Genomic DNA, 21457 nt, shown 5'->3' on the forward strand with positions numbered 1-21457 from the left:
TCCCGCTGCTCCCCGCCGTAGGTGCCCGCTCCCCGCCGTACCTGCCTACTCCCCGCCGTACTTGTCCGTGTCCGCATGCGGGTCGAGCGCCAGCCGGTAGCCGCGCTTGACCACCGTCTGGATCAGCTTGGGCGCGCCCAGCGCCACCCGCAGCCGGGCCATCGCGGTCTCCACCGCGTGCTCGTCGCTGCCCGCGCCCGGCAGGGCACGCAGCAGGTCCGCGCGGGAGACCACCCAGCCGGGCCGGCGGGCCAGTGCGCGCAGCAGCGCCATCCCGGCCGGCGGCACCGGACGCAGCGTGCCGTCCACCACCGCGGCGTGCCCGCGGATCTCCAGCCGCTGCCCGGCCACCGGCAACGGCCGCACCCGGGAAGGAAGTTCCCGGCACAACAGCTGCACCAGCGGGCCGAGCCGGAAGCGCTCCGGCTGGAGGGTGGGGATGTCCTCCGCCTCAAGCGGGAGCGCGGTCACCGGTCCCACGCACACCGTCAGCACCTCCCGCCGCAGCGCGGCCACCACGTCCTCGCGCATACCGCGCTCCCCCGCCCGGCGCAGCAGCGAAGCGGCGGCCGGCGCGCTGGTGAAGGTCACCGCGTCCAGGCCCCGCGTGAGCACCGCGTCCAGCAGCCGGTCGACCGGACCGATGTCCTCCGGCGGCATCCAGCGGTACACGGGGACGCCGATGACCTCCGCGCCGCCGGCCCGCAGCGCCTCGACGAACCCCGGTAGCGGCTCCCCGTGCAGCTGGAGCGCCACCCGGCGGCCGGAGACGCCCTCCGCCAGCAGCCGGTCCAGCACCTCGGCCATCGACTCGGAGGCCGGGGACCACTTCTCGGTGAGCCCCGCGGCCCGGATCGCGCCGCGCACCTTGGGCCCGCGCGCCAGCAGCTCCACCCCGGTCAGCCGGTCCAGCAGCTCCTCGCCCAGCCCCCACCCCTCCGCGGCCTCCACCCAGCCGCGGAAGCCGATGGCGGTGGTGGCCACGACGACGTCCGGCGGGTGGCCGATGAGATCCCGGGTCACCGCGAGCAGCTCGGTGTCGTCCGGAAGCGGGACGATGCGCAGGGCAGGCGCGTGCAGCACCTGCGCGCCGCGCCGCTCCAGCAGGGCGCCCAGTTCCTCCGCCCGCCGGGCCGCGGTCACGCCGACGGTGAACCCGTCCAGCGGCCGGACGGCCGGTGCCGACGCCGACGCCGTCTGCTCCTGCTCACCGTGTTCCTGCTGCTGTTCGTACATGGTCGTCCCGCTTCGCCCAGAGTGGTGTGCTGCCGTCCGGCTCCGTACCGCCGCGGCTCGGGCGGCACACGGTGCCGAGTGCCCAGCCTGCCAACGGCACGTGACAGCCCCGGTCCTCCAGTATTTCCCCGCGGTTACGAGGCGTCGCGCGGGGGCGGCCGCGGCACCCTCCCTGCGGCCGCCCCCGCGCCCGGACCGGCGCTCACACCTCCGCGTACGCCGGGCGCGGCTCCCCGTCCGCGGCCGGGACCTGCGCCGTACGCCGCTCGCGCGCCGCGGGCCGCAGGTATACGGCCCAGGTCACCGCGCCGCACACTCCGTAACAGACCAGGAAGGACACGAACGCGGGCGTGCCCGAGCCGGTCGTCAGGAACGACTGGCGAAAGGCGAGGTTGATGGCCAGCCCGCCGACCGCGCCCACCGCCCCGATCAGCCCCATCGCCGCGCCCGACAGCCGCCGCCCGTACGCCGCGGCCGCCTCCCCCGCCAGCCCGCGGCGCAGCGCCAGGGCCTGGAAGATCCCCGGGATCATCTTGTACGTGGAGCCGTTGCCGAGCCCCGACAGCACGAACAGCGAGATGAACCCGACGAGGAACACCGGCAGCGACTTCATCGCCGACGCCCCGATCACCACCCCGGTGGCCAGGGCCATCGCCGCGAAGGTGCCCAGCGTGATCCGGGCGCCGCCGAACCGGTCCGCCAGCCGCCCGCCGACCGGCCGGATCAGCGAACCCAGCAGCGGCCCGATGAAGGTCAGCGACGCCGCCTGGAGGGGCGTGCGCGCGAACTGGGTCTGCAGCACCAGCCCGAAGGCGAAGCTGTAGCCGATGAACGACCCGAAGGTGCCGATGTAGAGGAGGGACATCACCCAGGTGTGCGGTTCCCGGGCGGCGTCGACGGCCGCGCCGGTGTCGTTCGTCACCGGGGCAAGATTGTCCATGAACAGCGCCGCGAGCACCGCCGCGAGCACGATCAGCGGCAGATAGACGGCCAGTACGATGCGCGGCTGGGCGGCCCCCGCCGTCCCGATCACCAGCAGCCCCAGCAGCTGGATCACCGGCACCCCGATGTTGCCGCCACCGGCGTTGAGCCCCAGTGCGTACCCCTTCTTCCGCAGCGGGAAGAAGGAGTTGATGTTCGTCATCGACGAGGCGAAGTTCCCGCCGCCGACCCCCGCGAGCGCCGCGACCAGCAGGAACGTGGTGTACGAGGTACCCGGTTCGATCACCACCGCGGCCACCGAGGCCGGCACCAGCAGGAGCAGCGCGCTCAGCACCGTCCAGTTGCGGCCGCCGAACCGCGCCACCGCGAAGGTGTACGGCACCCGCAGCACCGCGCCCACCATCGTCGGCATCGCCACCAGGAAGAACTTCCCGGCCGGGTCGATCCCGTACTCCGGCCCCATGAACAGCACCATCACCGACCACAGGCTCCAGATGGAGAACCCGATGTGCTCACAGAGCACGGAGAACGCCAGGTTCCGCCGGGCGATCCGCTCCCCCTTCTCGGCCCAGAAGGTCTCGTTCTCGGGGTCCCAGTGCTCGATCCACCGCCGGCCGCGCCGCCGGGCACGGCCGTCGGTACGGCCGTCGCCACGGCTCTCGGCGGTCGTGTCATCGGGGCTGTTACTACGGGTCTCCGCGGCCTCGGCCGTCATCGCGCCTCCCAGGGGTCAGGTCGTCTCCTTGACGCTAGGGAGGGCGGATTTCCGTACCGTGCCGCCCGGTGACGCGGACGAAACCTTGCACTCACGTGGCGGGGCGGGGGGTGGTGAGGCGGGGACCACCCGTCGACCGGACGGAAGGGGTCCCCCATCGAACGGGATCCCCGCGTTCCCGCGGCGGCCGTCGCGCTGCGTAACTACGCTGCTCCACCAGGCGAACCCGTACTCCTGGTGAGTACGGGCGCACACACGGTCACAGACGTCCGCCCACGGGGAGTGGAAGGCCATGCAGCCGCGAATGAAGCCCAGGAACCGGCACTCCGCAGCCATGGAAGTCATCGGCGCACAACTGGCGCTGTTCCGCATCAATGCCGGTCTCACCCAGCGTGGCCTCGGGGAACGGACCACCGCGTCCGAGGAGACCATCGCCTCCATCGAACAGGGCAGGCGTGCCCTGATGCCGCACCTCGCCTCCGAATTCGACCAACTCCTGCGCACGGGCGGGGCGCTGGCCGCGGGCGTCACGAAGCTGCCGCGGAAGGAGAAGTATCCGATCTGGGCGGAGGATTTCATCGCCTTTGAACAGGAGGCCATCTCGCTCTCTTGGTACGAGCACGGCGTCCTCCCCGGCCTGCTCCAGACCGGGGACTACGCACTCGCCACATTCCGCAGCAATATCCCAGGGCTCAGCGAAGAGACCATCGAGCAACGCGTCACCGCACGACTGGAGCGCCAGCAAATCCTGCACAGGAAAGACGACTTCACCGCCAGCTTCGTCTTCTCCGAAGCCATCGTGCGGAGCAACCTCGGAGGCCGCGAGGTCATGCGGGCCCAGCTCATCCACCTGCGGGAATGCGCGGAACTCACCGGCGTATCGCTCCAGATCCTGCCGCTGAACCGCGAGCATCATGCCGGTCTCAACGGACCGTTCGTCCTGCTGGAAACCGCCGACCATCAGCACTTCGCCTATACCGAGGCGCAACGCAGCAGCGAGCTGACATCGGACCCCGATGAGGTCAGCATCCTCACTCAGAAGTATGGAATGCTGCGAATGCAGGCCCTCAACGCCGAAGAGACCATGGGTCTGCTGGACCGGCTGCTAGGAGAGCGATGACCCATCTGACATGGTTCAAGTCCAGCTACAGCGGCGACGAAGGCGGCGCCTGCCTCGAAGTGGCGTACAACTGGCACAAGTCCACCTACAGCGGTAGTGAAGGCGGCGCTTGCCTCGAAGTCGCCTACGACTGGCACAAGTCCAGCCACAGTGGCGATGAGGGCGGCAACTGCGTAGAGGTCGCCGCCCACCCCACCACCATCCACGTCCGCGACTCCAAGGACCCCCAGGGCCCGCACCTCGACTTCCCGCCCGGTGCCTGGGCCGCGTTTACCTCGTTCGCCGCACGCTCCGCTGCCGCCACAACTACCCCGTAACCGGGGCTACTCGGCCGCTTCGTACGGCGCGCCCATCCATATCGAGGCCGCGCAGACGTTCATCGCCTGGCGCTTGCCCGCCTCGTCGCGGACCTCGACCGCCCGCCGGCCCGGGTAATCGCGCGGCGCGGACACCACGGCGACATCGTTGCTGATCATGAAGGGGTCCGACGCCGCGCCCTTGCGGCAGTCCTTGTAGCGCAGGCTGGTCACCACCGTGCCGCCGCGTCGCAGGTCTATCGGCATGATCCGGCCGTGCCCGTGGGCATCGGACTCCGGGCCCTTGCCGAGGTGAACCTCGAAGGCCGGGAAGCCGCGGAACACACAGGGCTTGTCGCCCGTGTTGACGACGGACAGCCGGGCATCGCGGTGCGGGGTGTGCGGCTTCTTCTTCAGGACGGTGAGCTTCCACCGCAGGCCCTTGGTGGTGCAGTTGGCGTGCAGGGCCGCCATCCGCGACGAGCCGCAGCCCGTCACTGCCAGGCCGGCCGTCACACTGAAGATCAGCGCGGCCGCCACCGTCGCAAGAAGTGAACGCCGTTGCACGGATTTCCCCTGTTCGTTGCTCACACACTTCCCTGCCGTTAAGGAAAGCTTCCGGGCGCCCGGGGTTGCCTGGGCCTGCCGCACGTTTTCGCTGCCTCTTACATCGTGTCGGGGCGTCAGGCAGCGAGGCCCATCGTCTGCGCGTCCGCCTCGGGGAGCCACCACGCGTCGTCGGGCGGCGCGAGCCAGCCGTGCCGCGCGGCCCGTTCGCGGGCGGCCGCCCGCAGGGCGTCCAGCCCCGGATGCCGCAGTCCCCGCCGCCACACCATCGAGACGGGCGACAGCGGTACCGGCTCCACGAGCGGCCGCAGCACCATCCCCGGCACCTCGATGAACTCCTCGCTCGCCAGCACCGACCAGCCCCGCTTGCGTACCACCCGGACGAATTCCTGCGAGCCCTCGATCTCCGGGAACGGCGCGGCCATCGCGATGCCGCGGCCCTCGAAGAGCCGCGCGGCCAGCTCCGTCCACTCGGCGGTGCGCGGATTGCCGGCACCCGCGTAGAGCGTCTCGCCGGCCAGCCGCGCGAGCGGGACCGTCGGACGGGCGGCCAGCGGGTGTTCCTCGGGCAGCAGCACCGCCATCCGCTCCAGCCGGACCGGCTGATGGCTCAGCCGCGCCCGGACAGCGGCCGGCAGCGCGGCGATCCGGCCGAAGGAGACATCGAGCCGGCCGTCCGCCACCTCGGACGCCGCCCCCGCCAGCCCGCTGTGGAACCGGGCGACCAGCTCCACGCTGGCCGCGACCCGTTCCCGGGCCGCCGCCAGCAGCCGGTGCGCGGTGCCGACCGGGGCCCGCACGTCCACCAGCAGCGGCCGCTCGGGGGCCGGCCGGAACGCCGCGGCCAGCTCGTCGTGCGCGCTCAGCACCCGCCGCGCGTACGGCAACAGCCGCTGCCCGTCCGGAGTCAGCGCGACCTGCCGGGTGCTCCGGACGAACAGCGTGGCGCCCACCTCCCGCTCCAGCCGCCGGATGTCGCGGCTGAGCGCCTGCTGGGCGACGTGCAGCCCGGCGGCGGCACGGGTGAAGTGCAGCTCCTCGGCGACGGCGGTGAACGCGCGGAGCAGACGCGGATCGATGTCGTACGGCATCGGGCCATCCTGGCAGTCCGCCGGGTGCCACCATCCGCCGCCCGCCGTCAACCGTTGCCGCCAACCGCCTGTCGCCCGCCGCCCATTGACAACTCAGGTGCGTCAATGTGCGCTGATCAGGTGTTGGACGGGCCGCGGGGGCGGCCGCGACCGTAGAGGCATGATCCTCTTCCTCGCCGCCCGGCCGGTGACGGCCCCGCCCGTACGCCCGACCCCGCGGCGTCGCGGACTCCGCCTGCCGGCGCCCTACCGCCGGATCTTCGCCCACCCCGGCACCCGCGCCTTCACCGCCGCCAACCTCCTGGCCCGGCTGCCCATGGGCATGCTCAGCGTCAGCGCGGTGCTGATGATCGCGGGCTCGCGCGGCTCGTATGCGCTGGCCGGGGCGGTCACCGCGACCGGACTGGCGGCAACGGCGCTGGCCGGGCCGTGGACCGCGCGGCTGATCGACCGGCACGGCCAGGCCCGTGCCGCCGTCCCGGCCACCGCACTCGCCGTCCTCGGCTCGCTCTCGCTGCTGCTCTGCGTCCACTACGGCGCACCCGACTGGACCCTCTTCGCCTCGTACGCCGCGACCGCCACCACCCCCAACACCGGCGGGCTCTCCCGTGCCCGCTGGGCCCATCTCCTCCGGGACGACCCGGCCGGCCGGCACACCGCCCACTCCTTCGAACAGGCCGCGGACGAGCTGTGTTTCCTCCTCGGTCCGGTACTCGCCACGCTGCTGTGCACCACCCTCTTCCCGGAGGCCGGCACGGCGGTGGCCGCGGTCCTGCTGCTGACCGGGATGCTGCTCTTCGCGGCCCAGCGCCGCACCGAACCCCCGGTGGCCGCCCGGCCCGCGGCCCGCACCCGCTCGCCGCTGCGCCTGCCCGGCCTCCCGCCGCTGCTGCTCACCTTCGTCTGCACCGGCGCGGTCTTCGGCTCGATGGAGGTGGTCACCCTGGCCTACGCCGACGCGCACGGCATCCGTTCCGCCGCCGGCGCCCTGCTGTCCCTCCAGGCCGCCGGGTCCGCCGCCGCCGGGCTGCTCTACGGCCTGCGGCGCCCCGCGGGCCGGGCCACCCGCCGCTTCCGCGGCTGCGTCGCCGCGATGGCCGCGCTGATGCTGCTGCCGCTGCTCGCCGCCACGACCGGCGGCCCGGCGGCGCTGGCCGTCGCGCTGATGGCGGCCGGGATGGCCACCGCGCCGGCCATGGTCACCGGCATGGGGCTGGTCCAGTCCCGCACCCCCGCGAGCCGGCTGAACGAGGGGATGACGCTCGCCGTGACGGCCCTGCTGGCGGGTATTGCGGCCGGCTCCGCCACCGGCGGCTGGGCCGTGGAGCGGCTCACCGGGCCCGGCCTCGGCTATGCGGTCCCGGCCGCGGCCGCCGCCCTGGCGCTGTGCACCTCGCTCCGGCACCGGGCGTGAGCGGGCCGGCACCCGGCGTGACCGGCCGCACGCAAAGCAGCGGCCCGCGAGAATCTCGCGGGCCGCTGCTTTACATGGGATGAGTGGAGATGGCGGGAATCGAACCCGCGTCCAACGGTGCAGAATCAGGGCTTCTCCGAGTGCAGTTCGCTGCGATTTTCTCGGCCCCGGAGATCACGCGAACAAGTCTCCGACGGGCTCAGTCACTGTTTGATTTCCTCCCAGGCCCCGTGACCGGGCCTAGAAGTTTAGTTCCCTAGCTGATGCCAGGATCCGGGTCGGGAACATCCCCGGGCTGACACTTCGCAAGTCGCTACTTAGGCAGCGAGGGCGAAGGAATCGCGCTTGGTGTTGGCGATTATTGGTTGCGACATATGGTTAACGAGATCATTGCCGCTTCCTCGACTCGCTTCCCCTGCTTCGACATCCGCTGTCGAAACCGATCATCCCCATGTTGATTTATCAAGGTGGTGCCACACCCCTCGTGGGGTGCGGAGCCATCGTACGTGAACAACGCGTGCCCTTGCCAGCGTATTCCGTGGCAGCGGCGACGGGGCCCGGGCCGCGGGGGCTCCTCAGGCCCGCTGCCGGCGCCGCGCCGCCGAGATCGCCCGGTCCGTCTCACGGCGGTCCTGCTGCTCCCGCAGCGTCTGCCGCTTGTCGTACTCCTTCTTGCCCTTGGCCAGCGCGATCTCGACCTTCGCCCGGCCGTCCTTGAAATAGAGGGCCAGCGGCACGATGGTGTGCCCCGACTCCTGGCTCTTGGACTCCAGCTTGTCGATCTCGGCGCGGTGCATCAGCAGCTTCCGCTTGCGCCGTGCCGCGTGGTTCGTCCAGGTGCCCTGGGTGTATTCCGGGATATGTACGTTGTGCAGCCAGGCCTCATTGCCGTCGATCTGGACGAATCCGTCCACCAGCGAGGCCCGGCCCTGCCGCAGCGACTTCACCTCGGTGCCGGTCAGCACCAGGCCACACTCATAGGTGTCCAGAATGTGGTAGTCGTGCCGCGCCTTCTTGTGCTGCGCCACGAGCTTGCGCCCGGGAGTCTTGTCCTTGCCCTTGTCCTTAGCCATAGTGCGGCCATTTTCGCACTATGCACCGCCCCCGAGGCCACTCAATACCGTGCGGGCCCGTTTCTCGGCGCCGTGCCCGACGACCAGGTCGGGGGTGATCCCCGCGTCGTCAACGGTCCGGCCGGCCGGGGTGCGGTAATGGCCGACGGTCAGCTCGGCGACCGAGCCGTCCGGCAGCGTGCTGGGCATCTGCACCGAGCCCTTGCCGAAGGTCGGGGAGCCGATGACGACCGCCCGTCCACGGTCCTGGAGCGCGCCGGCCAGCAGCTCGGCGGCGCTCATCGTGCCGCCGTCGACGAGGACGACCAGCGGCACCCGGGTGTTGCCGCCGCGCTCGGCGTACAGGGCCCGCTGGCTGCCGCGCACGTCGTAGGTCGCGACCAGGCCGCCGTCCAGGAAGGCGGAGGCGGCGGTGACGGCCTCGGTGACCAGGCCGCCGGTGTTGCCGCGCAGATCGAGCAGCAGGCCGTGCCGGGGGGAGGCCTGGCGCACCGCACGGCGGACCGCCTTACCGGTGCCCTTCGCGAACGCGCCGACCTTGACGCGGGTCGGGCCGTGGACCCCGTCGGGGTGATCGGTGACGACGTTGCGCAAGCCGATCCGGGTGCGGTGGACGGTCGCGGTCCACCGGCGGGCGCCGCGCTGGAGGTCCAGCGAGACGGGGGTGCCGGCAGCGGCGGCGGAGGCGCGGGAACCGTCGGGGGCCACGCCGCGCAGCCGGCTGACGACCTCGGTGACCGGGGTGTCCAGGGTGGGGTGCCCGTCGACGGCGCGCAGCCGGTCGCCACGGGCGATACCGGCCCGGGCAGCGGGAGAGTCGGGCTGGACCCGGGACACCTCGATCCGCCCGTCGTCGGCCTGCCGGACCCAGAGCCCGACACCGACATAGGCGCCGCCCAACTGCTCCTGGAAGTCCTCGAACTGGCCCGGTGTGTAGATCGTCGACCAGCGGTCGCCGCTGCGGCTGACGACGTCAGCGGCGGCCTGGGCACCGGACTTGCCGTCCTCGACGGCCTGGGAGGCGGCGCGTTCGACGGCCTCGCGGTCCGCGAAGGCGGAGGCCGGGGCGTGCGCCCGGGAGGCCTTGCCGTCCGGGGCGGTCGGTGCCGCGGCGCCGGCCGCCTCATCGCTCCAGGTGCCGGTCACAGCGCCGGTGGCCAGCACACCGGCGAGGAACAACGTCAGGGCCGCCCCGCGGCGAATGCGGCGAGGCCGGTCGTACGAACACGGGCCCGACATGCCGGTGAGTCTAAGGGACAAAAGGGCGCCGTACGGCGAGTTGACCGTACGGCGCCCCTTGGCAAAGCTCACACCTTGAGGTACTTGCGCAACGCGAAGAACGCGGCGAGCGCGGGCATCAGCAGCCCGATCAGGAGGACCAGCGGGAGGACCGCGGCGACCGAGTCCCATCCGATGAAGTTGATCACCTGGATCTTCTTCGCCAGCCAGTTGTTGACGAGGACGTACTTGCCGCCGACGATCAACACGCAGGCGAAGGCGGCGCCCAGCAGCCCCGCAATGGCGGCCTCCAGGATGAACGGCATCTGGATATAGAAGCTGGACGCTCCCACCAGCCGCATGATCCCCGTCTCCCGCCGACGGCTGAACGCCGACACCCGCACGGTGTTGACGATCAGCATCAGCGCAACGACCAGCATCAGCCCCATCACGACGAGGGCGGCGATGTTCATGCCGTTGAGGAGGTTGAAGAGCGGTTCGACGGTGTCCCGTTGGTCCTGGACCTCCTGGACGCCGGGCCGCTCGGAGAACGCCGACTTGATGACCGCGAACTTCGTCGGGTCCTTGAGCTTGACGCGGAAGGACTCCGGCAGCTGGTCGGGCGTCACCAGTCCGGCGACGGGGGTGTCACCGAACTGCTCCTTGTAGTGCTTGTAGGCCTGGTCACTGGACTCGTACTGCACGTTCTGCACGAGCGGCAGCCGGTTCAGCTCGGCCTTGATGTCGTTCTTCTGCTGCTGGGTGGCCGCACCCTTGGCGCAGTTGGCACCGGAGTCGGCGTCGTTCTTGTTGCAGAAGAAGATCGAGACGTTGACCTTGTCGTACCAGTAGCCCTTCATCGTGCTGACCTGGTCGCGCATCAGCAGCGAGGCGCCGAACAGGCCCAGTGACAGGGCTACGGAGACGATGACGGCGAAGGTCATCGTGAGGTTTCGGCGGAGACCGACGCCGATCTCCGACAGGACGAACTGGGCGCGCATGGCGTCCTTTCAGTGCTGGGGGCCGTACACGCTTAGTGCTGGTAGCCGTAGACGCCGCGCGACTGGTCGCGGACGAGCCGGCCCTTTTCGAGTTCCATGACCCGCTTGCGCATCTGGTCGACGATCTGCTGGTCGTGGGTGGCCATGACCACCGTCGTACCGGTCCGGTTGATCCGGTCCAGCAGCTTCATGATGCCGACCGAGGTCTGCGGGTCGAGGTTGCCGGTGGGCTCGTCCGCGATGAGGAGCATCGGACGGTTGACGAAGGCCCGTGCGATGGCGACGCGCTGCTGCTCACCACCGGAGAGCTCGCCCGGCATACGGTCCTCTTTGCCGCCGAGGCCGACCAGTTCGAGGACCTCGGGCACCGTCTTGCGGATCTGGCCGCGCGGCTTGCCGATGACCTCGAGGGCGAAGGCGACATTTTCCCCGACGGTCTTGTTGGGGAGCAGCCGGAAGTCCTGGAAGACGGTCCCCACCTGGCGCCGCATCTGCGGAACCTTCCAGTTGGAGAGCTTGCCGAGGTCCTTGCCGAGCACGTGGACGTGGCCGTGGCTGGCCCGCTCCTCGCGCAGCAGCAGCCGCAGAAAGGTGGACTTTCCGGACCCGGAGGAGCCCACCAGGAAGACGAATTCGCCGCGCTCGATTTCGAGCGAGACATCCCTGAGTGCAGGACGGTTCTGCTTCGGGTAGGTCTTGGAGACGTTGTCGAATCGGATCACTGATGCACCACGGTCGACCTGGATAGCGGCACGGGTTGCCGAGTTGCGGCTCCCGTCGGTGTGCGTGACCATACGCGAACCTCACGGGGTGGTGCAGTCGGCGTGGAGGGTTGGTGCCTTTCCTCACGGCACCTACGGGACAAAAGGCGCACAATCCCGCGGCCCGGCAGCCGCGCACCGGCCGGGGCGCGCCGTTCCAGCGGCGAGCTGGCACAGTGGAAGAGGGAACCAATGCGCCTTCCGGTGCGTTGGCGCAGTGGAGAAGGAGGTCGCATGACGTACGACCGACTGGTGTGCGCCAACTGCGCGGCCCCTGTGAGCGAGGGCCGCTGCGCCGTGTGCCGGGCGAGCAGAGAACGGCTTCAGCAGCAGTCAGGCGGTATCTTCGCCCAGCTCAGCCCCGCAGTGCTGGTGGCGCTGATGATCCTGCTGATCGCGCTGGGCGTGCTGCTCCACCAGGTCGCCTGAGACCGGTGTACGGCTGCCTGCCCGGCAGCCCCGACCACCGCCCGAATGGCGGCCGGACCACGAACGCCGAGGGGCCCGGGACGCTGCCGCGTCCCGGGCCCCTCCAGCTGTTCCGCGCCGGCATCAGGCCGCCGCGGCACCGCCGCCGTTCTTGTTGATCAGGCGGGGCAGCATACGGAAGCCCACGCCGCCCGCGATCATCGTCGCCGCACCGATGAGCAGGACGGTCGTGCCGGAGGAACCGGTCTCGGCCAGCTCCCCGCCCTTGGCCTGCTGCTTCGCCTGGCCGGGCGTGTCAGCGATCTGCTCCTTGCCCTGGCCGGGCTGCTCGATCGGCTTGGAGCCCTCGTTGTCGGTGCCGGTGCCGGTGGAGTCGCCGCCACCGCTGTTGCCGCCACCGCTGTTGCCGTGACCGCCCGTGCTGTCGCCACCGGTGCTCTGGCCGCCCGTGCTGTGGCCACCCGTGGTGTCACCGCCGGTCGTCTGGCCGCCCGTGCTGTGGCCACCCGTGGTGGAACCCGTGGTGTCGCCGCCGGTCGTCTGGCCACCGGTGGTGGTGTCGCCGCCCGTGGTGGACCCGGTGGTGGTACCCGTGGTGTCACCACCGGTCGTGTCACCGCCCGTGGTGGTGTCGCCACCCGTAGTGGTGGAACCCGTGGTCTCGCCGCCGGTGGTGGTGTCACCGCCGATCTCACCGCCGGTGGTCGTGTCGCCACCGATCTCGCCGCCGGTGGCGTCGCCGCCGATCTCACCACCGGTGGCGTCGCCGCCACCGGTCGTGCCGGTGCTGTCGCCGCCGGAGTCGCCTCCGCCGATGATGCCGCCGATGATGCCGCCGATGATGCCGCCGTCCTGGCTCGGGGTCTCACCCGGGCTGGCCGCGGAAGCCGCGCCGGCCGCGGTGAGCGACGCACCGGCCGCGATCACCGCACCGGCCGCAATGCGCGCTACGCGCAGCCGCGTCTTCTTCGTCATGTACTGCTACCCCCAGTAGCTGAACTCGTCATTGGAGCACCGCTGTACGGGGCGACGAGCCGATGGGGGTACGCGAGTCACGGCCGCAGCACAGCTGCCGGCCCCTCATCTCCCCGTTGCACCACGCGCCCCATGACATACGCATGCCGCGCTCACCCTTCCCAGTTCGACCATCATCGTCAAGGCCGAATAAAGTCCCGGCGTCCGAATTGGCAAGAGTTGGGCGGTACATGGACATACGACTGTGACCAAACCGCCACAGCAAAAACAACTGCCTCCCCGAGGGAGGCAGTTGTCCGGTGCTCAGATCCGGGCCGGGCCCGTCACTTCTCCTGCTGCTTGCGCCAGCGGATCCCGGCCTCCAGGAAGCCGTCGATGTCGCCGTCCAGCACCGCGGTGGGGTTGCCGACCTCGAACTCCGTCCGCAGGTCCTTGACCATCTGGTACGGGTGCAGGACGTACGAACGCATCTGGTTGCCCCAGGAGTTGCCGCCGTCGCCCTTGAGCGCGTCCATCTTCGCCTGCTCCTCCTGGCGGCGGCGCTCAAGGAGCTTGGCCTGGAGGACGTTCATCGCGGTCGCCTTGTTCTGGATCTGCGAGCGCTCGTTCTGGCAGGAGACGACGATGCCGGTGGGGATGTGCGTCAGCCGGACCGCGGAGTCGGTGGTGTTGACGCCCTGGCCGCCGGGTCCGGAGGAGCGGTAGACGTCCACCCGCAGCTCGGACTCGTCGATCTCGATGTGGTCGGTCTGCTCGACGACGGGCAGCACCTCGACGCCGGCGAACGACGTCTGGCGGCGGCCCTGGTTGTCGAACGGCGAGATCCGCACCAGGCGGTGCGTGCCCTGCTCGACGGAGAGCGTGCCGTAGGCGTACGGCACCTGCACGGCGAAGGTGGTCGACTTGATGCCGGCCTCTTCCGCGTACGAGGTCTCGTAGAGCTCGGTCTTGTAGCCGTGCCGCTCGGCCCAGCGCAGATACATGCGCTGGAGCTTCTCGGCGAAGTCGGCGGCGTCCACGCCACCGGCCTCGGCGCGGATGTTGACGACCGCCTCTCGGGAGTCGTACTCGCCGGACAGGAGGGTGCGGACCTCCATCTCCTCGACGGCCTTGCGGACCGCTTCCAGCTCGGCCTCGGCCTCGGTGCGGGTGTCCTCGTCGTCCTCGGCCTCGGCGAGCTCGAAGAGCACTTCGAGATCGTCGACGCGGCCGCGCAGCTGCTCGGCCCGACGCAGCTGGCCCTGGAGGTACGACAGCCGGCTGGTGACCTTCTGGGCACTCTCCGGGTCGTCCCACAGGGACGGCGCCGCTGCCTGCTCCTCGAGCACGGCGACATCGGCCCTCATCTTGTCGAGGTCCAGGACGGCCTCGATCGACCCCATGGTCGAGGAGAGGGACTTCAGCTCTTCGGATACATCCACGACTGCCACGCACCCAGCCTAACGGCTGCCACCGTCTGCGTGACCCGGCCCCGACAGGTCGAACCTGCCGGGAGCCGCCCGCACCGTGCCGGGAAGGGGTTCCGCGCCGTCCGCCCGGCCGCTCACCGCCGGGCCCGGCGCGCCCCGGGCACCGTCACGGGGCGTCGGGTCCGGACCGGTGGACGCCCGGTGTGGCGTCGCCCGCGTCGTCGTCGCCCGAGGCGAGCCAGCCGCCCAGGCCGGCCGCCACGACCAACGCGGCGGCGGCCGCGCCGAGCTTGATCCGGCGGCGGCGCACCGCCTCCGTCGAGGCGCGGTGCCGGGCCGAGCCCGCCCGGCGCTCGCCGGTGGCGCGCGGGGCGCGGGCGGTGCCGTGGGCGCCGCCCGCCAGCTCGTCCGGGCCCGGTACCCGCATGCTGGTGTGCGTGTCCCGGTTGGAGTCGGGGGCCGCGCCCTGGACGAGCGGGACGGCGCCCCGCGGCGGGGTGGCCTCGCCCGATGCCGCCGGCGCGGGGAACGCCTCGTCACGGGACCCGGCGGCGCTCTCCGGGGCGTCCTCCGGCTGCTCGTCCTCCGGCTCGTCGATGTCGAGCGGCGGCATGCCGGCCAGAGAGGGCAGCAGCTCGCGCAGCCGGGCGGCGAGCTCGGGGGCGCGCAGCCGGGACGCCGGCGCCTTGGCCAGACACTGCAGCAGCAGCTGCCACAGCTCGTCGGGGATCCCGGGCAGCGGCGCCACGCTCTCGGTCACATGGCGGCGCAGGACCGCCCCGGGGTGGCCGCCGCCGAACGGCGTGAACCCGGCGAGCAGCTCGTACAGGACGGTCGCCAGGGCGTAGACGTCCACGGAGGCGCGGGGCGGCAGGCCCTCGATGATCTCCGGGGCGAGGTAGTCGGGGGTGCCGATGACCTTGGTCGAGCGCAGCGGGACGGTGCTCCCCCCGGCCGGGGTCTGGGGGAGGCGGCGCGGCACGTCGACGAGCCGGGCGATGCCGAAGTCGGTGAGCAGCGCGGGGTGCGCGCCGCCGGGGCCGAGCGGTCCCTGCATGTCCAGCAGGACGTTCTCGGGCTTGACGTCGCGGTGCACGATCCGGGCGGCGTGCGCGGCGGCGAGCCCGTCGGCGACGTCGGCGGCGATCGCGACGGCCGCCGCGGGGGCCAGCCGGCGTTCGCGCTCCAGCCGGGTGCGCAGGTCGGTGCCGCGTACGAGCTCCATGACCAGCGCCAGGTCGTTGCCGTCGACGACGAGGTCGCGGACGCCGACGACATGCGGGTCCGCCAGGCCCAGCAGGGCCGCCCGCTCCTGGACGAAGCGGCCGACGAGCTCCTGGTCGGCCGCGAGATCCTCACGCAACAGCTTGATGGCCACGGCCCCTTCGGGACCCTCGCCCAGCCATACCGTGCCGGCACTGCCGCGCCCCAGGATCTGGTGGGCGGTGTACCGGCTGCCGATCTTCCGTGCCAAGACTGCTCCGACGTGTCGGGCCCCCGAGCGTCCTGCGAGGGCTGAGGTTGGCGTCAAAGCTACGCGGATGCCAGGGGAGTTCGTGCCCCGTACGGCGGCAACCTTCACTTCTCCGGGCGAAATTGCCCGTCAGAAGTCGACAAATCCACTGAGTGGGTTCGGTGCCGCCCGCGGCATCCCCCGCGGGCGGCCGGCGTCAGCCGCCGAGTTTCTGCACGAAGTGCTGCACGCTGGTGAAGACGTGGCCGACCTGGGCGAAGAAACCCCTGGTCGTGCCGATCCACTCCTGGAGCGGGGTGAGCTCCCAGATCAGCCAGGCCGCCACGAACAGCAGGATGATCGTGAACAGACATCCCTTGAGGCAGCCCAGGCCCGGGATCTTCATCGGGTTGGCGCTGCGCGGGCGGGGCTCGCGCCGGGGCCGGGGCTCCGGGGCGGGCGGCCGCTGTGGTTCATAGCGCTGCGGCGGCGGCTCCTGACGGCGCTGCGGCGCCTGCGGCTGCTGCTGTTGGTACGGCGCCGGCTGCTGCCGGTAGGGGGGCTGCTGCGGCCGCTGGGGGGCGGGCTGACGCTGCGGACGGCGGCGCAGCGGATCCTCGGTGGGGTCCAGATACTGCACCTGGGTCTGCTCGTTGCGGTCGCGGGCGGCCCGCATCTGGGACTCCCACGGATGGGGGCCGTCAGGATTCTGCGGTCCGCCGGCCGGTGCGCCCATGGGCATCGGCGGCATCGCACGGGTCGGGTCGCCCTGCCCGCCGGGGGCGCCCTGGCCGCCCTGGCCGCCGGTGGACGGCAGCACGCTGGTCGCCGCGGCCGGGTCGTAGGAACCGGCACCGGACGGGAGCACCTGGGTGGGGTCGGCGTCGCCGCCGGTCCCGCCGTCGCCGCCCGTCCCGGGGACGGTCGCGGGCGCGGGGTCGGGGGCGAGCAGCGCGGCCACGCCCAGCGCGGCCTCGGCCTGCGCCGGGGAGGCGTGCGGCCCGATGCCGGACGCGACGGCGCGCAGTGCCCGCGCGAGGTTCTCGGCGCCGGGCCGCTCCTCGGGGCGCTTGCTCAGACAGCGCTCTATCACCGTCCACAGCGGCTCGGGGAGCGTGCTGGGACGGCGCGGCTCCTCGCTGAGGTGACGGTGCAGCACCTCCAGGGCGGTCGCCCCGGCGAACGGCGGCCGGCCGGTGACGAGTTCGTACAGCAGGATCCCGGCGCCGTAGATGTCCACGGAGGAGGTCTGCGGGCGGCCCTCGGCGGACTCCGGGGCCACGTACGCGGGGGTCCCGACGAATTCGTGAGTGCGGGTCAGACCCGGGGAGTCGGCGAGGCGGGCGATGCCGAAGTCGGTCAGCATCGGGTGCATCTCGCCGCTGCCGTCCGACCCGGCGAGCAGCACGTTGGCGGGCTTGAGGTCGCGGTGCACCACGCCGTCGGCGTGGCTGGCGGCCAGCGCGTCGGCGATCTGGGCGGTGAGCAGGGCGGCGGCCACCGGGCTGAAGGGGCCGTTGTCGCGGAGGTAGCGGTGCAGGTCGGGGCCGTCGACCAGGTCCATGACCAGGGCCAGCAGATCGCCCTCGACGACGAGGTCGCGGGTGCGGACGATGTTGGGGTGGGCCAGGCGCAGCAGGACGGAGCGCTCCCGCAGGAAGCGCATCACCACGTCCGCGTCGTGCGCCAGCTCCTCCTTGAGGACCTTGATCGCGACCGTCTCACCGGGCTCTCCTGCCACGGCGGCCTCGGCGCCCGCCGTCTCCCGCTGGCGGGCACGCCAGACGGTGCCCGTGGCGCCGCGTCCCAGCGGTTCCTCGAGCAGGTACTTGCTGCCTACCGGCCGCACGTCATGCGCTCCCTGGTGGTGTGGTTCTCGTTGCCTGGCCCGCCGGATCGGATGGTGCGCCACCGCACGGCCGTCCGACCCACTGTAGTGCCGTCGCACAATCTTTTCGGTCCGGACGGCTCGGTACAGGCTTGTGGGAAAGACGCACCTTCGCGGCGGATGGTTGCCCGCCGCGGCCGGCCGGTGCGCACACCGCCCGCACGTCCGGGCCGGGAACCGTTCCGAGCTGACCACGCCGGTCGAATTCCGGCCGGGCACGGCACGCAAGCAGGCACTTTTTCGCCCTTAGAAGACCAATCAAGATCACTGAACGGCGGTCGGCGGGCGTGTTGTCAGTGCCAGGTGCGAGGATGCTCCCAGCACGATGCGGTGGGGGCGGGCGGTCTTTGTCGCGCCGTGCACTTGGGACTTGTCCGTGCCGACGTGCCCGGGTGCGGTGGGGGGAGGAGCGGACCCCCTGCGATCCCGGCAGAAGGGACCGTTGACGGCGATGCAGATCCGGCTGACCGTCCTCGGGCCGCGCAGCGGCCACACCACTCGGGCCTGCGACGTGCTCGTGACGGCCCCCGCCGGGACCGCGCTGGCGGCGGTGGCCGGCTCGCTCGCGGCCTCCGTGGCGGGCTCCGGTGCGGATGTCGGCGGCGCGGGCGGCAGCGGCGCCCCCGTGGTGCTGTATGCCGGGACCGAGCGGCTCGATCCGCAGCGGGCGGCGCTCGGCGAGCCCCCGCTGATCGACGGCGCGGTGCTCTCCCTCCAGCACCCCGGCCCCTCCCCGGCGCACGGCCTGCCGCACGGCTCCGCGCGGCTGCGCGTCGTCTCCGGCCCCGATGCCGGCGGCGTGCATCTGCTGCACGGCGGCCAGATCCGCATCGGCCGCTCCGCCGACGCCGATGTCCCGCTCGACGACCCCGATGTCTCCCGGCTGCACTGCGCCGTGACGGTCGGGCCCGACGGCGCGGTGACCGTGGCCGACCTGCGCTCCACGAACGGCACGGCGGTGGACGGCGCCGACCTCGGCGAACGGCCCGCGCCGCTGCGGCCCGGCGCGCTGCTGCGGATCGGCGAGTCCGCGCTGCGCCTGCAGTCCGCGCCCGGCGCCCCGGACCCGGCGCTGGCGACCGCGCCGGACGGCGAGGGACAGCTGCGGATCACCCCCGGGGCGGCCGGCGCGAGCGCGTCCGCGGCGCCGGCGGCGGCCGGCGGAGACCACGCAGCGGCACCGGGTCCGCAGGGAGCCACCGCCGCGGCCGGCGGGGCGTACGCAGGAGCCGGGTACGGCCGCCCGGCAGCCGCCTCCGCTCCCGTACCGCCGACCCGCCCGGCGGCGGGGACGGGGCGGCGGGACACCCCGCTGCGCGGCACCCCGGCCGGCGGCGACCAGTCGTGGCTCGGCGCGCCGGACCCCGGCCCGGACGCCTGGCGGGCTCCCGCCGCCGCCCCCTTCCCGGATCTCTCCGGCGGCCAGGTCTACGACCGGACCGACGAGGGCGCCCGGACCGACGGCTTCGGCGCCCCGCGCGCCGACGGCTTCCCCGGCGGGGCGCAGGACCGCACGCACGGCGGGCAGCAGGCGCTCGCGCCGGCCGAGGAGTCCTCCCGTAAGGGCGGGCGGCGGGGCGGTATCGGCGCCTGGGCGCGGCGGCTGGCCGGCGGCCGGCCCGCCGTGGAGCGGCCCGAGACCCTCCCGGTGGCGTACCCACCGGCCGGCGACCCGGCGGCCCCCGCGGACGACGCCGGGGAGACCTGGGCGGCGGACGAGGTGTCCGGGCCCGCCGCGGACGAGCGGTGGCCGGACCCCGCCGCGATCCTGCTCACCGCCCTGGGCCCGGGCCCCCGGCTCTGGGAGCGCGGCCCGGACCACCCCGACGCACTGACCGTCCGGCTGGGGACGGCCGCCCGCGGCGGCGGCCGGGCCGCGGCGCCGGTGACCGTCGGGCTGCGCCGGGCCGGCTCGCTGGGGCTGGCCGGACCGCGGGCCCGGCTGACCGGGCTGGCCCGCTGCGCCCTCGCCCAGCTCGCCGCGCTGCACTCCCCCGGCACCCTCGACATCGTGCTGATCAGCGCGGACCGGGCGCGCTCCACCGAGGAGCGGGTGGCCGAATGGTCCTGGCTCGGCTGGCTGCCGCAGGTCCGCCCGGCCCATGGCCAGGACTGCCGGCTGCTGTTGGCGTACGACAAGGAGCAGGCCGCGGCCCGTACGTCCGAGCTGGTGCGCCGGCTCGACGACGGCCCGCTGGGTCCCGGCTGGGCCGACGCCGGACGAGCGGAGACCGCCGCCGCCGCGGCCCGCCACCGGGGCCCGTTCACCCTGGTGATCGTGGACGGCGACCCCGGCTCCGCGGCGCTGCGCGAGACCACCGCCCGGCTCGCGTCGGGCGGCCCGGCGGCCGGCATCCACCTGCTGTGTCTGGCCGAGACCCCGGCCGCCTCCCCCGCCTTCCCGCTGTCGGCGACGTACGAGGCGGCCCGGGCGGCGTCCCCCGCCTTCGGGGAGTGCGGGGCGGTCGCGGTGCTCAGCGGCGATGTCGCCACGGCGCTGCGCGTCGTCCAGCCGGGCTCCGGCCCCAAGGGCACGGTCGCGACGGTGGACGCGGTCTCCGGTGCCTGGGCCGAGCGGTTCGCCCGGGCGCTGGCGCCGCTGCGCGAGGACGGTGCGCCGGCCGGGGGCGCCGCGGTTCCCCGTGCGGCCGTCCCGCTGCCGGACGCGGCGCGGCTGCTGGACGAGTTGGGGCTGGCCCGCGCCACCCCGGCGTCCCTGATGGCCCGTTGGGCCGCCGCGCTGGACACCGACCGGGCGGGCGCCGTCGCGGTGCTCGGCGCCGGCCCGCACGGCCCGCTGGGCGCCGACCTCGCCGCCGACGGCGCACCTCTGCTCGTGGCGGGCGCGGCGGCCACCGGCAAGACCGAGCTGCTGCGGGCGCTGGCCGCCTCGCTGGCGGCCGCCGACCGTCCGGATCTGCTGTCGCTGGTGCTGGTGGACGGCGGGGGCAGCGAGCGCGGCGAGGGGCTGCGGGTGTGTACGGACCTGCCGCACGTCACGACGTACCTCGCGGCCTCGGAGCCGGTCCGGATGCGGGAGTTCGCCCAGGCGCTGTCCTCCGAGCTGAAGCGGCGCACGGAGATACTCGGTGGCACCCCGTTCGCCGAGTGGCGCAGCCGGCATCTGCCGGCGCCGCGGGTCGTCGCCCCGCGGCGGACGACCGAGGGCACCAGCGGGTCGGCGGCCGGTGACGCGGACCCGTCGACGACCGGGACGCTGCGGCTGCGGGCGCGCAGCGGGGCACCCGCGGCGGACGGTGCGCCGGCGGCGGTGCCGATGCCGCGGCTGTTCGTGCTGGTCGACGACTTCGACGCGCTGGTGGCGCCGGCACTGGGCAGCATGGGCCGGCCGGCCGCCGGTTCGGTCGTACGGGCCCTGGAGGCGGTGGCCCGGGACGGGGCGGCGCTCGGGGTCCATCTGATAGCCGCGACCGGCCATCCGGACCGTACGGACGAGACCGCGACGAGTGAACGGGCCGGTCTGCGGGTGCAGTTGGGCGCCGCCGACGGTGCGTCCGAGCCGGTGCCCCCCGGCCGCGGCCGGCTGCACCGCGTGGCGGACGGCTCCTCGACGCCGTTCCAGGCGGGCCGGGTGACCGGGCGGATACCCCGGACGTCCACCCTCCGGCCGACGGTCGTCCCCCTGGAGTGGGCGCGGATGGGCGACCCGCCGGCCCGGCGGCCGCTGCGCGAGCTGGGCAACGGTCCGACGGACCTGGCGCTGCTGGCCAGTGCGCTCCAGCGGGCCGCGCAGTCCTCGGGCGCCGCGGCCGCCCCACCCCTGCTGTGAGCCCCGACCTGCCGTGGAACCCGGCTGCCGTCCACAACACCACCGCCATGAAAGTCAGTTGACGCGGAACGCGGTATTG

At 73.0% G+C, this 21457-nt stretch carries 17 protein-coding genes and 1 other RNA gene; 5 read left to right on the forward strand and 13 right to left on the reverse strand.

Features of this window, described 5'->3' with window-relative positions; translation table 11 throughout:
* Window positions 1-45: 45 nt before the first annotated feature.
* Together EST92_RS00320 and EST92_RS00325 are read right to left on the reverse strand one after the other, a co-directional pair.
* Window positions 46-1236, reverse strand: a complete 1191-nt coding sequence (locus tag EST92_RS00320) for a uroporphyrinogen-III synthase (RefSeq protein ID WP_129278970.1) — start codon at window positions 1234-1236, stop codon at window positions 46-48.
* Window positions 1237-1438: 202 nt separating this feature from the next.
* Entirely contained in the window at window positions 1439-2893 is a 1455-nt protein-coding gene (locus EST92_RS00325; RefSeq protein ID WP_254068362.1) for a nitrate/nitrite transporter, read from the reverse strand.
* Window positions 2894-3227: 334 nt separating this feature from the next.
* Between EST92_RS00325 and EST92_RS00330 the strand changes: the two genes are divergently transcribed.
* Both EST92_RS00330 and EST92_RS00335 read left to right on the forward strand, forming a co-directional pair.
* Window positions 3228-4013: a helix-turn-helix transcriptional regulator gene (locus EST92_RS00330; protein ID WP_129278971.1), complete on the forward strand. Its 786-nt coding sequence runs from the start codon at window positions 3228-3230 to the stop codon at window positions 4011-4013.
* Complete coding sequence (locus EST92_RS00335) at window positions 4010-4330, forward strand: DUF397 domain-containing protein (RefSeq protein ID WP_129278972.1); 321 nt, start codon at window positions 4010-4012, stop codon at window positions 4328-4330. The genes EST92_RS00330 and EST92_RS00335 overlap by 4 nt, the downstream gene beginning before the upstream one ends.
* A 6-nt stretch (window positions 4331-4336) precedes the next feature.
* Here the strand turns inward: EST92_RS00335 and EST92_RS00340 are convergent, their stop codons facing one another.
* Entirely contained in the window at window positions 4337-4900 is a 564-nt protein-coding gene (locus tag EST92_RS00340; RefSeq protein WP_254068363.1) for a DUF4232 domain-containing protein, read from the reverse strand.
* Between the two features lie 92 nt (window positions 4901-4992).
* Window positions 4993-5967, reverse strand: coding sequence for a LysR family transcriptional regulator (locus EST92_RS00345; protein ID WP_129278973.1), 975 nt, complete (start codon window positions 5965-5967; stop codon window positions 4993-4995).
* A 160-nt stretch (window positions 5968-6127) separates the two neighbouring features.
* Here EST92_RS00345 and EST92_RS00350 point away from each other — a divergent pair, with 160 nt between their 5' ends.
* The gene (locus EST92_RS00350; protein ID WP_129278974.1) at window positions 6128-7381 is read left to right on the forward strand and encodes an MFS transporter; all 1254 of its coding nucleotides are present in this window, start codon (window positions 6128-6130) and stop codon (window positions 7379-7381) included.
* Between the two features lie 81 nt (window positions 7382-7462).
* On the opposite strand, the gene ssrA is transcribed toward EST92_RS00350, so the two are convergent.
* The 5 genes from ssrA to ftsE all read right to left on the reverse strand — a co-directional run bounded on the left by ssrA (window position 7463) and on the right by ftsE (window position 11395).
* Window positions 7463-7832, reverse strand: a transfer-messenger RNA (tmRNA) gene (gene ssrA, locus EST92_RS00355).
* 124 nt (window positions 7833-7956) lie between these two features.
* Window positions 7957-8454 carry an SsrA-binding protein SmpB gene (gene smpB, locus EST92_RS00360; protein ID WP_006605297.1) on the reverse strand — a complete coding sequence of 166 codons (498 nt, stop codon included), beginning with the start codon at window positions 8452-8454 and terminating at the stop codon, window positions 7957-7959.
* An 18-nt stretch (window positions 8455-8472) separates the two neighbouring features.
* Window positions 8473-9693 carry a S41 family peptidase gene (locus tag EST92_RS00365; protein ID WP_129278975.1) on the reverse strand — a complete coding sequence of 407 codons (1221 nt, stop codon included), beginning with the start codon at window positions 9691-9693 and terminating at the stop codon, window positions 8473-8475.
* Between the two features lie 68 nt (window positions 9694-9761).
* Window positions 9762-10673 (reverse strand): permease-like cell division protein FtsX, encoded by a 912-nt coding sequence (ftsX, locus tag EST92_RS00370; protein WP_129245731.1) that lies wholly within the window; start codon window positions 10671-10673, stop codon window positions 9762-9764.
* Between the two features lie 32 nt (window positions 10674-10705).
* Window positions 10706-11395, reverse strand: coding sequence for a cell division ATP-binding protein FtsE (gene ftsE, locus EST92_RS00375; RefSeq protein WP_018091242.1), 690 nt, complete (start codon window positions 11393-11395; stop codon window positions 10706-10708).
* Between the two features lie 273 nt (window positions 11396-11668).
* On the opposite strand from ftsE, the gene EST92_RS00380 reads away from it, so the two are divergent.
* Window positions 11669-11863, forward strand: a complete 195-nt coding sequence (locus EST92_RS00380; protein WP_129278976.1) for a hypothetical protein — start codon at window positions 11669-11671, stop codon at window positions 11861-11863.
* Between the two features lie 123 nt (window positions 11864-11986).
* Here EST92_RS00380 and EST92_RS00385 read toward each other — a convergent pair whose 3' ends face one another.
* From EST92_RS00385 to EST92_RS00400, 4 genes are all read right to left on the reverse strand, one after another.
* The gene (locus EST92_RS00385; protein ID WP_129278977.1) at window positions 11987-12838 is read right to left on the reverse strand and encodes a hypothetical protein; all 852 of its coding nucleotides are present in this window, start codon (window positions 12836-12838) and stop codon (window positions 11987-11989) included.
* A gap of 323 nt (window positions 12839-13161) precedes the next feature.
* On the reverse strand, window positions 13162-14268 hold the full coding sequence (prfB, locus tag EST92_RS00390; protein WP_129278978.1) for a peptide chain release factor 2: 1107 nt from the start codon (window positions 14266-14268) through the stop codon (window positions 13162-13164).
* Window positions 14269-14413: 145 nt separating this feature from the next.
* The gene (locus EST92_RS00395; protein ID WP_129278979.1) at window positions 14414-15721 is read right to left on the reverse strand and encodes a serine/threonine-protein kinase; all 1308 of its coding nucleotides are present in this window, start codon (window positions 15719-15721) and stop codon (window positions 14414-14416) included.
* A gap of 196 nt (window positions 15722-15917) precedes the next feature.
* Window positions 15918-17549, reverse strand: a complete 1632-nt coding sequence (locus EST92_RS00400) for a serine/threonine-protein kinase (RefSeq protein ID WP_129278980.1) — start codon at window positions 17547-17549, stop codon at window positions 15918-15920.
* A 490-nt stretch (window positions 17550-18039) separates the two neighbouring features.
* Here EST92_RS00400 and EST92_RS00405 point away from each other — a divergent pair, with 490 nt between their 5' ends.
* Window positions 18040-21378 carry an FHA domain-containing protein gene (locus EST92_RS00405; protein WP_129279012.1) on the forward strand — a complete coding sequence of 1113 codons (3339 nt, stop codon included), beginning with the start codon at window positions 18040-18042 and terminating at the stop codon, window positions 21376-21378.
* Window positions 21379-21457: the final 79 nt, after the last annotated feature.

It is taken from the genome of Streptomyces sp. TM32, from assembly GCF_004122755.1.
GTDB lineage: Bacteria > Actinomycetota > Actinomycetes > Streptomycetales > Streptomycetaceae > Streptomyces > Streptomyces sioyaensis.